The organism is Bacillus sp. FSL K6-3431 (assembly GCF_038002605.1).
Classification (GTDB): Bacteria; Bacillota; Bacilli; order Bacillales; family Bacillaceae_C; genus Lederbergia.
In genome coordinates this window covers 4346738-4365032 of record NZ_JBBOCT010000001.1, presented here as the reverse complement: position 1 = coordinate 4365032, position 18295 = coordinate 4346738, and the positions used below count along the sequence as shown (strand labels likewise).

The 18295-nt window shown below is 34.8% G+C and carries 14 protein-coding genes and 4 pseudogenes; 2 read left to right on the top strand and 16 right to left on the bottom strand.

Annotated features, from left to right (window positions below; all coding sequences use genetic code 11):
- Positions 1-530 precede the first annotated feature (530 nt).
- Together MHB53_RS21005 and MHB53_RS21000 are read right to left on the bottom strand one after the other, a co-directional pair.
- Positions 531-770, bottom strand: a pseudogene (locus MHB53_RS21005) (alpha/beta hydrolase); the annotation flags it as partial.
- A 291-nt stretch (positions 771-1061) separates the two neighbouring features.
- Positions 1062-1685, bottom strand: a complete 624-nt coding sequence (locus MHB53_RS21000) for a hypothetical protein (protein ID WP_340922080.1) — start codon at positions 1683-1685, stop codon at positions 1062-1064.
- Positions 1686-1701: 16 nt separating this feature from the next.
- Here MHB53_RS21000 and MHB53_RS20995 point away from each other — a divergent pair.
- Positions 1702-2383: pseudogene (locus MHB53_RS20995) on the top strand (IS3 family transposase); the annotation flags it as partial.
- 149 nt (positions 2384-2532) lie between these two features.
- On the opposite strand, the gene MHB53_RS20990 reads toward MHB53_RS20995, so the two are convergent.
- From MHB53_RS20990 to rlmD (MHB53_RS20965), 6 genes and pseudogenes are all read right to left on the bottom strand, one after another.
- Positions 2533-3762 (bottom strand): CynX/NimT family MFS transporter, encoded by a 1230-nt coding sequence (locus MHB53_RS20990; protein ID WP_340922078.1) that lies wholly within the window; start codon positions 3760-3762, stop codon positions 2533-2535.
- 4 nt (positions 3763-3766) lie between these two features.
- Positions 3767-4459 (bottom strand): FadR/GntR family transcriptional regulator, encoded by a 693-nt coding sequence (locus MHB53_RS20985; protein ID WP_340922076.1) that lies wholly within the window; start codon positions 4457-4459, stop codon positions 3767-3769.
- A gap of 800 nt (positions 4460-5259) precedes the next feature.
- Positions 5260-5583 (bottom strand): annotated as a pseudogene (locus MHB53_RS20980) (conjugal transfer protein); the annotation flags it as partial.
- A 24-nt stretch (positions 5584-5607) separates the two neighbouring features.
- Positions 5608-6053 (bottom strand): annotated as a pseudogene (locus MHB53_RS20975) (C40 family peptidase); the annotation flags it as partial.
- Positions 5986-6702 (bottom strand): DNA cytosine methyltransferase, encoded by a 717-nt coding sequence (locus MHB53_RS20970; RefSeq protein ID WP_340922074.1) that lies wholly within the window; start codon positions 6700-6702, stop codon positions 5986-5988. The pseudogene MHB53_RS20975 and the gene MHB53_RS20970, both read right to left, overlap by 68 nt.
- A 300-nt stretch (positions 6703-7002) precedes the next feature.
- A complete protein-coding gene (rlmD, locus tag MHB53_RS20965) occupies positions 7003-8334 on the bottom strand; it encodes a 23S rRNA (uracil(1939)-C(5))-methyltransferase RlmD (protein WP_340922072.1) in 1332 nt (443 codons plus the stop codon).
- A 303-nt stretch (positions 8335-8637) separates the two neighbouring features.
- Between rlmD (MHB53_RS20965) and MHB53_RS20960 the strand changes: the two genes are divergently transcribed.
- A complete protein-coding gene (locus MHB53_RS20960) occupies positions 8638-9270 on the top strand; it encodes a hypothetical protein (protein WP_340922070.1) in 633 nt (210 codons plus the stop codon).
- Positions 9271-9635: 365 nt separating this feature from the next.
- Here the strand turns inward: MHB53_RS20960 and MHB53_RS20955 are convergent, their stop codons facing one another.
- From MHB53_RS20955 to rlmD (MHB53_RS20920), 8 genes are all read right to left on the bottom strand, one after another.
- A complete protein-coding gene (locus MHB53_RS20955) occupies positions 9636-11111 on the bottom strand; it encodes a DUF5050 domain-containing protein (protein ID WP_340922068.1) in 1476 nt (491 codons plus the stop codon).
- Positions 11112-11188: 77 nt separating this feature from the next.
- The gene (locus tag MHB53_RS20950) at positions 11189-11428 is read right to left on the bottom strand and encodes a DNA cytosine methyltransferase (protein ID WP_340922066.1); all 240 of its coding nucleotides are present in this window, start codon (positions 11426-11428) and stop codon (positions 11189-11191) included.
- A complete protein-coding gene (locus MHB53_RS20945; RefSeq protein WP_340922064.1) occupies positions 11410-11910 on the bottom strand; it encodes a hypothetical protein in 501 nt (166 codons plus the stop codon). The genes MHB53_RS20950 and MHB53_RS20945 overlap by 19 nt, the downstream gene beginning before the upstream one ends.
- Positions 11911-11938: 28 nt before the next feature.
- Entirely contained in the window at positions 11939-12034 is a 96-nt protein-coding gene (locus MHB53_RS20940; protein WP_340924892.1) for a DNA cytosine methyltransferase, read from the bottom strand.
- A 47-nt stretch (positions 12035-12081) separates the two neighbouring features.
- On the bottom strand, positions 12082-12234 hold the full coding sequence (locus MHB53_RS20935; RefSeq protein ID WP_340922062.1) for a hypothetical protein: 153 nt from the start codon (positions 12232-12234) through the stop codon (positions 12082-12084).
- Between the two features lie 221 nt (positions 12235-12455).
- On the bottom strand, positions 12456-14741 hold the full coding sequence (locus tag MHB53_RS20930; RefSeq protein WP_340922060.1) for an ATP-binding protein: 2286 nt from the start codon (positions 14739-14741) through the stop codon (positions 12456-12458).
- A gap of 1 nt (position 14742) precedes the next feature.
- Positions 14743-15990 carry a DNA methyltransferase gene (locus tag MHB53_RS20925; protein ID WP_340922058.1) on the bottom strand — a complete coding sequence of 416 codons (1248 nt, stop codon included), beginning with the start codon at positions 15988-15990 and terminating at the stop codon, positions 14743-14745.
- Between the two features lie 799 nt (positions 15991-16789).
- Positions 16790-18169 (bottom strand): 23S rRNA (uracil(1939)-C(5))-methyltransferase RlmD, encoded by a 1380-nt coding sequence (gene rlmD, locus MHB53_RS20920; protein WP_340922055.1) that lies wholly within the window; start codon positions 18167-18169, stop codon positions 16790-16792.
- Between the last annotated feature and the right edge of the window lie 126 nt (positions 18170-18295).

Here is an 18295-nt window from a genome sequence, read left to right as displayed (position 1 = left end):
TCCTTCAGGAGCAGATTAAGTAGCTAAACATCCAAGAAAAAACTCCATCAAGTATTATAAAAGAACTACGACTAGGATAGAGGAGGCTACGTTTGAGTGGCAGTACGGCTTTCCGAGACTACAAAAAGAAGAAAGGCTTAGCCCATAAGGGATAGACCTGTCTTTTTCACGCTTTTTTACGAAACCTTTTTTCGCACTCGAAGGAGAAATCGGAAAGGTTTATTCTGTGGACGGAGAGAATTATTGGTTAGTTACACCTTATTGAACAAGGGATTGAATGATTATTGGGCAAAGAAAAAGAACTGGTCCACTATTGGGTCCAGCCTCGAATTTTGATTGATTTTTGATTAAAAAAACCGATTTAATAATGATTGAGTACATTATGGTCCGCCGACCCAACATCTGTTTGTCGTTCCGTTGATGATTTAAAAGGAATTATATATAGCCCTCTTTCACCTTCTAACATGCCATACTAGCAATACAATATAAAGAACCCGAATTCGAATTCGAACCCGGCTTGTATATCAGTTTTATAATAGGTGTTTGGACAACCACAACTTAATAAGCGGTAAAACGTTAGTGGGTTGCATTGCTTTTGTATGATCCATACATTTACCCTGTAACACTTCAATATCCCATCCTAATTGCTTTAACTCTTCTTCATTTTCTTTTACCAATCCAGCAATATCAACAGTTACACCTCCAAAGCTTTCACCATAAACAATGGTGTCTCTTTCACCTACAAATGTAAGCCTTGGTATAGTAAGTTGGTCTTGAAGGGATAAATCTCCCCCATAAAAGCATGATCCCTAAAATCAACTCAGTTGTTTTCGAAAAACAATAAATATTTCATTTGGAGTAATTCCATAGCTTTTGAACTTGTTTGGATAAATGGCTCCAAACCAAAAAATACAGCCAGACCGCCTGATTGCGGAAGATGCTTTTGAAAAAAATGATCAAAACAGACCCTTTAAACATCGTATCTTTTATACAAATATCGCGACTTTTTAAATCCACATTCATGCTTCACTGGTATGGCAGAGCGCGCAGTTTTTAAGTATTTATGGAACATTTTTTCTAATCGACCGTACCAATCCAATGATCTCTATCCATCCTTTTAGAGAGAGTAGTACAGCCATGATTTTCACCCAAAGAATGACATCCGGCTGATAAATGGTTGCAATATGCCATATTGGCACAACTTGAGTCATACTCAATACTAGGATTATCATAAGACTTGCAAAACACAAAACGATTTTCGATATAACCCTGAAAGAAACCTTAGAATAGCAAAGATTGTCAGAAGCCAACTTCCATAGACAACGCTTTGCAGTTCGAGCAATCGTGTATAACAACCATGCGCTAAATATTAGCATTAATACGTTTACAAGCAAGTATTTCTGAGGAATGCTTAATCCCACTTCTCCAATCGGCTGATCATTCAATATGTTTATAATCCCCGAAGCGATGTGAGTGGTGGTAATAACATCTGTTTTAGGTAAATCGGTATCGATAGCGTCAAGTACGTTGGCGAACACGATCACTCCCAGCTTTTGTTCTGGAACTATCCAGGTTTGGGACTGGAATCCTATCGAGCCGCCTGGATGACCGATAACAGGAAAACCACCTACATTATCTGACTGCCAACCCATGGCATACGTTCCCGGAACAGGTTCGGTCTGCATTAGCTCTATGCCTTCTCACTTGGAAAGTAAGGCGCGATATGGAGCTCCAAAAATTCATAAAACTTTATTAAACAACGGGTTTTGTCTAAGCCTAAAGCGTGTCCAGCGCTTAATGAAAAAGGCTGGTATCCGTTCAATTACTAAGAAAAAATACCGTCCCTGCCCCTCAAAGGAAAAGGTTGTACAGTTGGAAAATCTTTTAAAACGCGATTTCTCTACCTGCTCCATCAATGAGAAGTGGATGGCTGATATTACGTATATTCCTACAGTAAGAGATGGCTGTGCTATTTGGCCTCTGTATTGGATCTGCACTCAAAAAAAATCGTTGGCTATTCTTTTTCTCGTTCTATGACATCGGAATTGGTGATCGAAGCACTTCAAAACGCCTGGTTTTCTCAAAAGCCCCGAAAGGGCTTAATTCTTCATACCGATCTTGGCTCATAATATACCAGCAGTGAGTTTACTCAGCATGTCCAAAAACATGGAATCAAGCAGTCTTCAGCCAGAAAGGCTGTCCTTATGACAATGCCTGTATAGAATCATTTCATGCCATACTAAAGAAAGAAGAAGTTTATCACACGCAATACACAGACTATCTAGCTGCAAAGCTGGCCATGTTTCAGTTTATAGAAGGATGGTATAACCGAAACAGAATTCATAGTAGCATTGGCTATCAAACACCTCAGGCCATTGAGGATAAAATTAGAAAAACCAGCTTAAGACTTAATTTTTTTGTGTCCGGGTTATTGACTCAAATCCAATATGTTTGTTTTATATTCCAAGTACGCAAATAAAAATCTATTATTTCACTACTTGTAATATTTATAGTTACTTAACAAGTTATGGATTAACTTGTTACTTTAGCAGCATGTGACTCTGTAACATAACCTTCTTTGCCTGAACCAATCCCAACAATAAACAGAACAATAGATATAAGAATAAGTAAAAGAAGCGGAGCCATCCAACTATCAGTCATGTCATGTAGAGCCCCCACTAGAACTGGACCGACTGCTGCTAATAAATAACCGAAAGATTGAGCCATCCCAGATAACTCTGCTGCCTCCTTTCCATCTTTTGATCTCAGTGTAAAAAACATCATAGAAAGACTGAACGCACTTCCGCCAGCAATACCCAAAAGGATTGCCCAAAATGGAACCAATGCAGGGCTTCCTTGTAATAATCCTGCAAATCCAATAAAGAATAGAGAAGCTGTTACGATACTTAAAACGACTTGGTTTTTCATTTTTTCTGCAATAACCGGTACAATAAAAGTAGCTGGAATGAGTGCAAACTGCATTAGAGATACCATCCATCCAGCAGTATTTGAATTATAACCATTCGAATTTAAAATATCTGGCAACCATGTGATTAATGTATAAAACATTAAGGATTGTCCTCCCATAAATATTGTAATCTTCCATGCGAGCGGAGAACGCCATAAACTATTTTTCTTCTCTATTTTCACATTTGTCTTTTCATTTTTATTATTCTTACGGAGTTGTGGGAGCCATATTATTAAAGAAACAAAGGTTAGTATTCCCCATATACCTAATGCACCTTGCCATCCAAAATTACCAATAGATGAAATAGGAACACTAATCCCAGATCCGAGAGCACCAAATAAATTCATGAATATCGCATATATACCAGTCATCAAACCAATTTTTAAGGGAAAGTTCATTTTTACAATTCCAGGAATCAGGACATTACCGAAAGCAATTGCCAAACCAATTAAAATCGTACCAGCAAATAAAAAAAGACTGCCTGAAAGTGAGCGAATCGCAATCCCAATAATAAGTAATATCAAAGATAAAGCAATCGTCAATTCCATACCAATCCGATTGGCTATTTTAGGAGCAAATGGTGAGAGTAAAGCAAATGCAAGTAATGGCAATGTTGTAATCGTCCCTATCAAAGCATTACTAATACCTAAATCATCACGTATTAAGGGAATTAAAGCACCAGCAGAAGTCAACGGTACTCTTAAGTTAGACCCTACTAAAACTATGCCAACCAGCAATAATAGACTGTATTTTTTATTATTATTTATAGTTGATGAAAGTGTTCCATCATTCATGTTGTTATTCCTCCTCTATCATTTCAACGACCTCTTGTCTTAATATTTCCATATAATTTTCTACGTATGCGGCAGCAGCAACTTTATCCTGATTACGTATCGCTGTAAATAATTCAATGTGCAGTTCTTCCTCGTATTTAAACGAGGCATTCATTTTCATTAAATCTTGAACAAAACGATATATCATTTCTAATAGTGGCTCGTATAAATCGATTAAAAGTTGGTTATTAGAAGATGACACAACAGTTTGGTGAAAACATATATCCAACTTAATAAACGATTCATAATCGTTATTTTTGACTGCCCGTCGAGAGTCTCGAATATACTTTTCAAGTCTTACTAAATCTGCTTCTGTTCTATTTTCAGCAGCCAATTGGGCAGCTTGTTTTTCTAAAGCTAAGCGAACATCTAGAATCTCAAGCAACTCAGATTTTTTTACATAGCGCTTCAAAGCCGCTTCCAGAGAGTTCGTAGAATGTACAACTGTTCCGCTTCCTTGTTTAGTTTCTAGTAAACCAGCATGAACTAAAGCACGGATGGCTTCTCGAAGTGTATTACGGCTTACACCAAACTGTTCCATAAGTTCCATTTCGGGCGGCAGTCTGTCTCCTACTTTCCAATGCTCAGATTTAATTAATTGTTCAATTTGGGTAGCAACCTGTTCTACTAGATTTATTCGGTTTGCTTTCTTAATCATGATTAAATCCCCCCTCTTAATTTGTAGGATGATTGGTATATAGGATATATTATCTTTTATAAATAGAATTGTCAACGTGATTTACCTCATCACTATAAAATTAAGATAATACAAAATACATTGCCTTTTATAAAAACAATATATTCCATTAAAAAGATAGGTAATAAATAATTATTTTCAATTCCATGTTTGCTTTGAGTAATCACGATACCACTATTACTTTCTCTTGTTATGATTCATTATGAAAGAAGCATAAATTATTTATAATCATCAATAAGGCTAAGACAAAACTCAGCTAATTAGAAAGTGGAATTCAGTATATACTGAATTCCTTATACTGAATTCCTATTTTTATCAATGAAGCTAGTTTTGTCCTAGTCTCTTTGTCAATTGCTCTTTATGTTTTGGTCCACACCACTCATCTTTTTCATATTGGAATTTTACACGAAATTGTTCTGAATATTGATATCCATACTAACTTCTTACTACAACACCAATATAATTAATAAAGGCTAAGCTCTCTAAAAACCAATAAGAATAGTAGAAAATTAGCCATAGAGCCAACAATACGTCTTCCATATTTGCAGCAGATTCATAAATTGCCTTTCCTGTAAAATACGCTCCACCGATAACTGAAAATGTTGTAAGGATTGTTTTGGAATTGCAATTAAATCAATCAATGAGTTTGTGCGGTTTTTTCTCCATAAACCATATATGAGTAGTGTTTTAACATGACCTTAGGACTGAAATACCTATTGGTGTTGAATAAGTGGTTTTTTTCTAACTTTAATATAGATACATCATTTATTTGCTACAATCATCCAATTTGTATCTTTTTCTAACGTGAGTATATATTGCGAAAACTGTGGGGCTTTTGTTGCTTCATCAATATATTTAACAGTGACCCATACTTTTATTTGATTATCTACTATCTGAAAAACTGGATGAACTAGCTCTGTAAATAAATAATCCTTACCAATCGGTGGTAAGATATTATCTTTCATATAATAAGAAAGTTCTTTATCCTTAGCAGTCGGATAAAACGAAAAAAATGTCTCCAAAAATTCTGTTACTTCTTGCACAATGTCTGAACCAACTGTACCATTACTTTCAGGTTGTTGTGGCTCATAATCCGATTTATTCGATATGTTCCATTTAATACGTCCTGCTCCAATTAAGTGCTTTTGCCAGTAAGCAGTTGTTAAATCTGCATAACCGGTTGGATCGCCGGCATTATACATGTGTTTGTTTCCAACATAGATACCAACATGTGTGACATAGGTTCCTGAGTTATATGTGGAATGAAAAAACACTAAATCGCCAGGTTTTGCTTCAGATAAAGATATCTGCTCAGTCACGTCATACTGTTGCTGTGCTGATCGGGGCAGGCTAATACCTGCTTTTCGATAACTCCATTGTGTTAATCCACTGCAATCAAAAGAAGTTCTTGGATTATCCCCTCCAAAGACATAGGGGAATCCCTCATACTTTAAGGCTTCATCATAACAATCTGAACCTTTTCACCATTAAATTGGGGCGAAGTGAAATATTGACTCACTAAATCGACTTTGGCTGTATTCGCATACGTCTTTCTTGAAAGGGACGGACGATGGGTATTCTCCCCCCTGCTTTTTGAGTAGATATTCTACGGTAATGGCGAGGGGCAACCTGCCCTCTCCGCAAGACGTAAAAAACGATTGCAAATCACGGGCTTTAAATAATATTTCTGTGGCACGTGTTCCTCCAAAATCTGCCACGAGGAAGATACGTCTTCTTCTTTGAGCAAGTGTGGGACTTCCCCAATATTGGGCATCCAACAATCGCCAAGCGACATCAACATCATTCCCTCGGACCATTCCGGCGTTTGCCCAGACTTCAGAATCAGGCATTGGAATTTCGGTATTTGCGAACGATTCAAGCAAGGCCTTAAAATCCAGCCTGTTATTTGATGAAAAAGCTCCCATGACGTTTTCCCAAACAGCGATAACTGGATATGTTCCATTCGTTGCACACCTCATTTCTTCAATAATTCTTATTGCATGATAAAATAAACTAGATTGACTTCCAGTAAGGCCTTCTCGTATACCGATATTGGATAAGTTCTGACAAGGTGAACCAAATGTAATGATATGAACAGGTGGTATTTCTCCACCATTTACTTTTGTAATATCTCCTAAATGATGTATGTTAGGAAAATGTCGTTTCGTAATAGATATGGGAGCTTTTTCAATTTCACTTGCCATATTGGTTGAATCCCATAACGAGAAACAGCTAATGGAAATACACTAATACCATCAAATAAACTTCCTAAAGTTAGTTTTGTCATATTCCACCTTCTACCCTTCATTTTAGGCGTAAAAAAAAGACGTTCATTTTATTTGAACGCCTTACAATATTTTAATTCTATTGTGTTCCCACACCCCAGATCAATTACCACCGAAACGGTAATGTGGTTTTTCAGTACTTTATTTCTAGTTTTTTCACCTTCTCCCACAAACACGAAATGCTTGTGAAATTGCTTGTATCTAAGGATTTCTATATAGTCAACGTTGTAGCAACGCTATAGCCTCGACGTGCGCCGTTTGCGGAAACATGTCTACTGGTTGAATTTCTTTTACTTTATATCCATTTTCAGTTAAATATTTTAAATCTCTTTTCAAAGTGACTGGGTTGCAGGAGACATAAATCACTTTCTGTGGCGATAGTTTGACCAGAGAAGATAAAAACTTTTCGTCACTTCCTGACCTTGGTGGGTCCATGATTACTAGGTCCATTTTTTTATTTTCATTTGCTAGTTTCACCATAAAGTCCCCGGCATCATCGTTGTAGAAATAGGCATTTTTAATATTATTGTTTTTAGCATTTTTTATTGCATCTTTTACTGCATCTTTATTTAGTTCAACACCTATAACCTTCTTCACTTTGTCGCTGACTATTAATGATATCGTACCTATTCCACAATATGCATCTATGACTGTTTCATTGCCTTTTAGTTTTGCCATCTCAATTCCCTTGTTATATAAAATTTCAGTTTGAATTGGATTGACTTGATAAAAAGACTTGGCTGAAATTTGGAATTTTACACCACATAATATATCTTCAATATATCCCTTCCCATATAAAACAATTTCCTCATTTCCCAGTACTACTGACGTTCTCCGCTTATTAATATTCATTATAATATTAGATATTTCTGGATGAGCTTTTACCAATGCTTTGATAAAATTATTTTTACCTGGGAAGACTTTTGTTGATGTCACTAAGACAACCATTACTTGATTCGTTGCAAATCCTCTTTTTATCAGTATATGCCTTAGAAACCCTCTACCTGTGTCTTCATCAAATGGTTGCATTTTAAAAGACTTCATAAATTTTTTGATGGTGTCTATAATTTCATCTGCCTTACGGTCATGTATCATACATTCGTCTATATCAATTACATGATGACTCTCTTCCTGGTAGATCCCGGATATAATTTGTCTCTTTTTATCATAGGCAAATGTTGAGTGCACCTTATTTCTATAGTAGTAAGGTTCTTTCATAGGTAAAATATCATTTACTTTGCAATATGATTTTAAAAGATCCTCAACTAATCTTTGTTTAAAATTGTCCTGTGCTTCGTGGGACATATGTTGAAGCTGACATCCACCACATTTGCTATAATATGAGCATTCTGGTTTTACCCGATGCTTTGATTCTTTTTCAATTTTGACCACATTAACAGAAGTTTTATGTTTCGTCTTTATTATCTCAACGATTGCAGTTTCTCCTTCAAGTAGATTGGATACAAGGTATTCTTTCCCCTTTATATTTACAATTCCCTTTCCACTTTCATGCAGACCTGTACATTTAACTTTTAACTTTCCTTTATTCATATTGCACCTGCTTTCCCCTACATAATATCATGTTAATTCTTTTGCCACCATCTGTTAATGCACTTTTATTGTTCCTATTTTCCAATAAAAAAGTTTAATAAAATGATGTGATTTTTTACCATCTACATTCTAATGAAACTGTGATTAAAATGAAATAATTTATGGAATTAAAGAACATAAAATGATGGAGTTGGGAAGACGGAATCTTTTTATTCAAACCGAACTGATGGGATCATATTAATGAATATCAAACTTTGATATTCTATTAAACAGAGATTAATATAAATTGTTAGGAGAGCGCCTATGGATATTTCAAATTTAATTGCATTGTTTGCACTCATTGTATCAAGTGGTGGAATCTATTTAAGTTATAAGAATCATAGGACAACTAAAGAATGGGAGTTTTATAAGGAAAATATAAGGCAAAAAGAGCAAGATGAGCAGAACTTTTATTCTAAAAACAAAAGTAGAATATCTTTGATTCCTTATTTTCATCTATCTTTTAATAAGGAAATATATGTTAAAAATATTAATAATGAAGCATGCCTTATACTACCAATTTCTTTGATAAACTTGGGTAAGGAAAGTGCGACAAATGTTCAACTTGTACAAATGACAAAAAGTGAGTCAACAAATTGTTACTTTAAAACAGATGGTCTTCAACAAAACATTCATTTTTTATATGATTATCTTGATAAACAGTATGCCTTTATTGACGATACTATTAATTTCTCAGTTCGGTGTAATAAACATAGTAAAGCATATAATGTATTCTTTAAGATAAGATATAATGATTTAGCAGGACGTACCTACGAGCAAGAATTTCGATTTCAGTATTGCTTTAAGATTATGAACGAATTTTCCATGAATCATACTTCAGATTTACCAATTTGTATTGAAGATATTGATAAAACAAATAGTCCTATACAACTCTAGGTAAAATAGTGCTTGCTAAACAGATAATCTATATCAATAAATAACTTTAGAAAAATAAAAACGACGATCGCAATTATTCTCAATTCGCAATCGTCGTTCTAATTTCTAATCTTATTCCCCTGTGTTCTCACACCCCATATCAATTACCACAGAAACAGTCATGTAATCTTTCAGGAACTTTTCTAATTTTTTCACCTTCTCCTACAAACACGAAATGCTTGTGAAAGTGTTTAAAACTAAGGATTTCTATATAGTTTCTCTTTGTAGCAACGATACACACTCAACGTGAATCGTATGCTTGCAATATTTAATCTTCTCTTTTTTATTCATGTTTATCCCCCCTTTGAAACCTGTAATACGACAGGCTACTCTGAGATTAGCGTATCATTTTCTCCATCCCGATCTATCCGATACTTCTTAAGGTCATCCCTACCCTCATAAAAAATAGTTTGATCGTCACTAGTAAAGCTCAGTACGGATTTGTCCGTGATTTTTCGGGTTGTGAAATCATCCAAATTCATGGCATATATTTTATATTGATCTTGACGATTCAAAAAGAGCAGTTCTGTATCAGTCAAAACAAAATACGTTGTGATGATATCGGGAAGAACCGTTTCCGACTCTGTCGTCGTATCATACTTCGCAACTTGGTATTTTTCATTTACATAATAAATACTCTGGCCGTCAAAGGCGACGATTTTAAATGGTGGAAGACTAATGATAATACTCATTTTACCTGTCAATTTATTTACTTGCATTATCTCGTCATCATAAACAAAGTAGATGCGATGTTCATCCAAAAAGAAAAACTCTATTCCAAAGAAAGAAAGTGTATCAGCATCAAGCGCTTTATTCAGCCCTAAAAAACTGTCTCTTGCTGTATTTGCGTTCCCTTCAAAAATAATCCTCTCATCAAATGTCGTCGTATCTACTTCTATAACAGAAAATTTGTCTGGGGATGTATTAAACTTTGACTTCTCATGGTCAAGTTTCATATAGTAGACAAGCGAACCATTGCCATAAATATTTGTCTCAACTGCTGTTAATGATTGCATTGGGTTTCTGACAAAGTTTCTAATTTCGCCAGTTTCTTTATCCTCAAATACGAGCTTAATATCGCTCAGGTCTGTTTCATCAACATAAAACCGATAGTGCTCATTTTCAAAGGACTGTCTGGTGGAATTATAGTAAATATCATAATCTCCTGTATTTTCATTAGAGGTGCAGCCGGCAAGGCTAGATACGGAAATCACTAGGAAAAGCATAAGACTAAATGTCCTCAGCAAACGATTTTGCTTCCTTGTGCTCCATACATTTGTATGCCAGATCATCATCACAATAAATGCAACGATACTCATGCACAAGGTGACAGCAAACAAGATAAGTAATGCCATAGTAGAGACTCCTTGGAATACTAAGTCCATTTGATCTGTAAAAATGTTGTACTCGTATTCGCTCCCCTTGAAGAAACCAGTGGAAACCATAAACCCGAGTGGTCCCGGCAAAATGTATTTGGAGGATGCTAGGCTGAATCCATAATAGGGTAACAAGATTATGGCTGTACAAGTGAAGAGAGTCAGCGCATATTTCTTCGTGCAAACAGAAACAAACATGATGAGCATCGCAAAACATAGATTGCCAAATATTTTAATTGCAGTCACCCACAAAAAAGTAGAAAATAGCGTCATATTCTTTGCGGATGTTCCAAAGTATGACAAACTTTGTAGCGGATAGCTTCCATTTTTCCAAAAAGGAAAAAACGGGAAGTCTTCAATCTCAATTTCATTCATAACAAAATGATCGTCAATCCATTCCATCACTTTTGCTTCATTTTCTTCCAAAGAAATCACACTCCCCCTTGATTTAGACAATTAAAAAAGCATAACAGATAGAATTTGTCACACGTTAGTTTGTTTATCTATAAAACTTCTGCAATACCAGCCATGATATATTCTGCACATGGTACGGCAATCGCATTTCCAAGTGCTTTATATCTTGCATAATCGCTAATTACTTCTCCTTTATGCCCTAAACCTGTCCAATTTTCTGGTAACCCCATCAAACGTTCACATTCCAATGGGGTAAGTTGACGAATAAATCCATCTTTTTCTTCTCCTTCGTACCAAAATGAAAAATAATTTACTGATCCTGCGAGCAAAGTTGGAAAAGGATCTTTTGTTCTTCCAAAACTTCCGTGGAATCCTTTTTCGTTTCTTTCTTTAGCCGTACTTCGCATGCGTCTTTCTTGAAAGGGTCGGACGATGGGTATTTTCCCCCCTGCTTTTTGAGTAGATATTCCACTGGTAATGGTGGGGGACAGCCTGCCCTTTCCGCAAGACGTAAAAACCGATTGCAAATCGCGGGCTTTAAATAATTTTTCTGTGGCACGTTTCTCTCTAAAATCTGCCACGAGAAAGATACTTCTTCTTCTTTGAGCAAGTGTGGGCTTTCCCCAATATTGGACGTCCAACAGACATCAACATTATTCCCTCGGACCATTCCAGCATTTGCCCAGACTCCAGAATCAGGCATTGGAATTTCCGTATTTGTGAACGAGCACGGCCTTAAAATCCAGCCGGTTATTTGATGAAAAAGCTCCCATGACGTTTTCCCAAACAGCGATAACTGGATATGTTTCATTCGTTGCACCCCTAATTTCCTCAATAATTCAGATTGCATGATAAAATAAACTGGATTGACTTCCTGTAAGACCTTCTCTTTTTCCAATATTGGATAAGTTCTGACAAGGCGAACCAAATGTAATGATATGAACAGGTGGTATTTCTCCGCCATTAACTTTTGTAATATCTCCTAAATGACGTATTTCGGGAAAGTGTCGTTTAGTAATAGAAATGGAGCCTTTTCAACTTCACTTGCCAAAATTGGCGCAATCTCGTAACGAGACGCCGCCAATGGAAATACACCAATTCCATCGAATATACTTCCTAAAGTTAGTTCCGTCATATTTCACCTCTATTCTCCATTTTCAGGCATAAAAAAAGACGCTCATTTTAATTGAACGTCAAAAATATTATTCTCTTATATTTCCATATCCTGGTCTATGAAAGTTGAAACAGTACTTTAAACCTTTTAATTAAATGTCTTGTAATTAAATGTCTTGTAATTAAAACATTTTATTTTGAGAAAGAAAACTTTTAGCACATGTCCTCATCTATTGTAAGGTCTTAAATTCCTTTTTCTTTTGCTGATGAGATTAAATGCCCAAGAGGAACTAATACATTATTGGCAAAGTTATAAATATCTTCAGAATTTAAAATCGGTGCTGGATTATGTGTCACATAATTCAATGAATTTGCATCCACTTTTGCATTGTTTTTCAAATGTGTTAATAAATTTCTCAATGAATCTCTACCTCTAAATTCTTTATGGAGATCTTTAATCTCCGTGCTTTTTGCTGGATTACTTGAAAGTTCGATTCTTTGTAAAAAGCTATCCACTACATTTTCAAAATTTGTAGCTAAGCTCTTATTCAAATTTATACCCGAGTACTGGCATTCTTTCTTTACTAAATCTTCTAGCACTACCCTTAAAGACATTGATGATAATAAAAGGTAAGAATCGTAACCAATATCTTTTACCTCTGTTACGACATTATGTAATTCATCCAAATAAAGTTCACCTACTACAAGATCCGTATCATTGAATATTTCTCCTTTTTTCTTCTGAACTTTTTTTCTTTTTGTGACTATAATACTCAGATTTTCTTTTTTCGAACGATCTGAAGCTCTAATGTAAGTAATAACAAATTTACCAGGTTCATTAGCTTCAAAAATTCCGTTATTTATTTTACAAAATTCACTTACTGTGTACAATGTATTCTCGGGACTAACACCATCATGAACTACTTTAGGGTCATAAATATTCCATGTTTGTCCATGTTTTAAAGTTTTTTGCTTCTGTTTTAAGATTCTTTCTTCTGAACTTTCCCCGGAATCACCAGATGTACCTTCCTCTGAATCACCTGATATATCTTCTTCTGGACCTTCCTTTGAATCACCAGATATACCTTCTTCCGGATCTTCCTTTGAATCACCAGATACACCTTCTTCCGGACCTTCCCTTGGATCACCAGATATACCTTCTTCCGGACCTTCCCTTGAATCACCAGATATACCTTCTTCCGGACCTTCCCTTGGATCACCAGATATACCTTCTTCCGGACCTTCCCTTGGATCACCAGATAGATTCTCTTGTATTGCAAAATCACTTGAACGCATTACAACGTTAATATTAATGGCTAAGTGAGTAATAAAATTTCTTATTCCAAGCATTACATTCTCAAGTGCGGTTGACTCTAAAAATCCACCGCGCTCATCAGAAATCTCTATTTCCTCTGTATTTTCATCAAAGTCAACAAAATTCACATAGCCTAGAACGTTCCTTAACTTAAAAGCATTTGAAACATAATTATCACTTATATTACTTAATCCTAACCAATCGAATTCTGGATTTAAATAGTCATACAGCGCATAGTTATTCACGTATAACTTAACACCATAACCGAACTCTTTTACTTTTTCAGCCTTAGGTCCTTCTTCTATCCAGTATTCACTTTCAAAGGAAGGCCATGAATCAATAATTTCATCAATATCTTCATCTATCTGGTAATTTAATTTTTTCGCATCTCTATTAGAATAATCAAATCTATAATGTTCTTGAATATAATCATAAATAGCTTCATTTGATTTAGTAAGATCTAATACTAAATTTTCTCCATTAATCTTTTTTCTTTTCTTTTCTCTTGTGGGATCTACTTCTTCTTTAAATGCAATATATTGAAAATCTAATTTCCGAGTCTTCTTATTATAACTAAAATTAACTTTGATTTTATGATTAACCACATTCTTAATTTCAATAAGGTTTTCGATTTTTTGTCCATCTATCAATAATTTAATTTCAGGTAAAGTCGCCTTGGAATTATATAGTCCAAAAGAAACGAATCGAAATTTTTTCAACTCTTTTTCCTTTAATAAATGATTCAATCTCTTTTCATTTAATTGGCGAATAATTATTTGCGTCCCTGTTTCTCCAGTAGTAGGAATCTCTTCAATTGTAGGCATTGCATCTCTACACCACTTTACAGAATAACTAAAATTTGGGTTCTCAGTAATTATTTCAATTTCGTCCCCTAAAAAGAATGCTGAAAATAAGCCTAATCCCTTACTTCCCGCAAAAAACTCATTGTGATTATTAGTTAAATTCCCATCCTTTTTTTTATTTGAGTAGTAAATTCTGTGTAAATATTGAATATCATTATCACTAAATCCTTTACCATCATCATTAACACATATTATCTTTTTTTCCTTGCTTATATCCACTATTACTTCTTTTGCTCCTGCATCAGCACCATTTTTTACTAATTCTGCTATTGAAACTAAAGGACTTTTTACACTTGCCGCCAACTTTATAATATCTTCTACTTCCGCAAATTCAGAATTCAAATTTACCATACTATTGCTCCTTTCTAAAAACTAAAATTGTCTCTTGAGACATAGACTTTACAGATCCTCGTCCCTTCAACTTAGAAACTCTCGAAGGCATACGCTTATTATGAATGTTTCGTTTCACATCTGTTATTAAACTAAAGTCATACTGTTCCAAGAACTCCTCAGTAATTTTATCTAATGAAATTATTTCACCATCAACCGTTCGATTTCCTAAGGTCAACATTAGAATTCCTTTCTTTTTTAATGTATCAACAATTGCAATAAGAGCTTCGAAGTAATCTTGAAAAAAAGAATTGATTTTCTTTTGTTTACTCTCAGACACACGATTCAAAACCTGATTTAATGATAAAACATCCCATTCTAATGAAGCATTCCTTTTTCCACCTAAACTCAAATAATCAATTTTTGAAAATGTTGTTAATACGTCTGGATGTGGAATATCTAAATCTTTTTCATCTATCCACAACAAAGCCAGTATTGAAAACTGACCATATGTTACCGTAGTAGCATTATCCCCATAAGGTGGAGATGTACAAATTATATCTATGCTTTTTTTTTTTATTTCGGAGCAAGCCTCTCTCACATCTTTTGTAATTAACCTGTGAGTAATATTAGATTTATAGTTTGGAAGATCCTCAAATCTCTCATTAATTTCTAAGATAAAGTCTTCCACTACATTGTTAATAATTACTTTTATGTCTTCTTCTTTCTTCACATGTAGCTTAAAAGTTGATTTTCGAGAATTTTTATATTTATAGATAATATTAGAAAAACAGAGCCAATAATATCTTCTTGTTATATAATCTTCTTCTTTAGATATAGCTGTTTTAATTTTACTTAGGTCTTCAATAATGTCTTCTCTAAACCACTTATTAATATTACTGAAATCATGTAACGTGTAATTTTCATTTAAACGTTGTTCTAGAATAGAATTTTTAGTTTTAATAACTAAATGATCTACGCCAGTGAGCTTCACATCAGTAAATAGATTAGCTAATGGATTTATATCAACTCCTATTGTTTCTAACCCCAACTCTTTACCCACTACTAAGGTTGTTCCTGAGCCGTGAAATGGATCAAATATATTCTTTATTGTTTTTTCTACTTTTAAGATATCATTTAATACTTTCTCTTGCATAGGTGCAACCATCATAGCTGGATATTTAGCTATACCGTGAATGCCATTTTGTTTAAATTCTTTAAAATCTAAACTGCCTTCTCTATAATTTAATTTTCTTTGTAATAATTCCATTTCGCACCCCCGATTCAAGTTATTTCCATAGTACTATATTCTCATTTATAAGTGATAATATCAACTAACTACATATATTTTGTGATAGATAGTGTTATTTTTCCTTATATAAATTCTTCGATTTAAACACATATTTTAATCCTATTTCCTGCATGTGATAACTTTATACTATGAAATTTTTAGACTACTAATAATGATTCGGAAAAGTGTCCCGTTCCAAAATACAAATCAAGTATTAATCTTAGATTGGTTTCCGTACTTTCTCCTCCCTACTTTAGGCAAGGTAACACTGATATCTATAAATCCATTTTCGTTTATGCACACTTAAATATTACCACCATTCATAGGTGCAATAGGAATTCTCCTTCTATAAAAAGATAAAATCACTCTTACTTGAACTTTCCGACTCTTATATATGGATTTAACATTGCTTGTTTCTATTATTTTATATTTATTATTATCTACTAATCATTTCTCCAATATAATTAACCCTTATTTTCACCTCGTAATAAGTTGAAAATAAGGGTTATATTCTCTCTACTTTACGAACATAACTAACAAGTGCTGTACTAGATATAAATGTATAGTCGGACTACAACGGCATCTCATGAACTATAAACATGCCTTTTATTGAAATAAATATATATTTAAGTTAAACTTTAATATTCCCTTGTGTTCCCACACCCCAGATCAATTACCACTGAAACGGTAATGTGGTTTTTCAGTACCTTATTTCTAGTTTTTTCACCTTCTCCTACAAACACGAAATGCTTGTGAAAGTGTTTAAAACTAAGGATTTCTATATAGTTTTTCTTTGTAGCAACGATACACACTCCACGTGAGTCGTCATCGGAAACATATCCACCGGTTGCACTTCCACCGTTTGATACCCTCCATCCTCCAATATTCTTAAATCACGTGCTAGGGTCGCTGGGTTGCATGATACATAAACAACTTTTTCTGGTTTCATGTTGATAATTGTATCTAGCAATGCTTGGTCGCAGCCTTTGCGTGGAGGATCAACGACGAGTACGTCTGCTTTGTTGCCTTGTTTATACCAATTGGGAATGACAACTTCCGCTTCGCCGACTGCAAATTCGGCGTTTGTGATGCCGTTTAGTTCTGCATTTTTTCTTGCATCTTCTATTGCTTCGGGAACGATTTCGACTCCATATACGTTCTTAGCTTTTTTTGCTAGGAAAAGTGAAATGGTTCCAATTCCACAGTATGCATCAATGACATTTTCATTTCCGCTTAAGCCGGCATATTCCAGGGCTTTGTCATAGAGAACCTTCGTTTGCTCGGGATTTACTTGAAAAAAGGATCGAGCTGATATGGCAAATTTAATGTCACCGATATAGTCATAGATAACCTCTTCTCCCCAAAGTACTTTCGTTTGCTCGCCAAAAATAACATTCGTACGTTTTTTATTTACGTTTTGCACGATTGATTTAATACCAGGAATCGCTGCCGTAATTTCTTCAATGATCTTTTTCTGATTCTGCAAATCTGGTGTACGTGTAATCAAAACAACCATGATTTCACCTGTTACTTTTCCGTACCGAACCATCACATGGCGAAGCGTTCCTTTATTGGCCTGTTCATTGTATGCTCTGACACCATATTTCCCGCAAATTTCTTTTACTTTTTGTAATACGACATCATTTTGTTCGAATTGGATCAGACACTCCTCCATATCGATAATGTCATGTGAACGTTGTTGATAAAAGCCGCCAATTAAACCGCCTTCTCGTTCTCCAATGGGAACTTGTGCTTTATTTCGGTAACGCCATGGATCTTCCATACCTAGCGTCGGATGAATTTTTACATTATCCAATTTTCCAATCCGTTGCATTACATCCCGTACCTGCTTTTCTTTAGCGAGTAATTGTCCCTCATAGCTCAAATGCTGAAGCTGACAGCCACCGCATTGTGAATATATAGGACAAGGCGGTTCCACACGATATTCACTTTCTTCATATATCTCCATCAAACGGCCAAACCCGTATCCTTTATTCAACTTCGTAACTTTCACTTTTGCCTTTTCTCCTGGTAACCCATTGGCAACAAACAAAGGATAGCCATCCACTTTTGCTACGCCATTACCGTCATGTGTTAAGTCTTCAAAAATTACATCTATATAATCATTTTTATTAATCGGTGCTTGAATTTTACTCATTATTTCCGTCCTTTACATACTGATTTTACTGTTCTAATTGTAACATATAGATGAAAGTTATCGAAATTGAGAAGAAACTTGGAGTATGTTAAAGGCATACTATTTAACATACTCCTAATAATAATT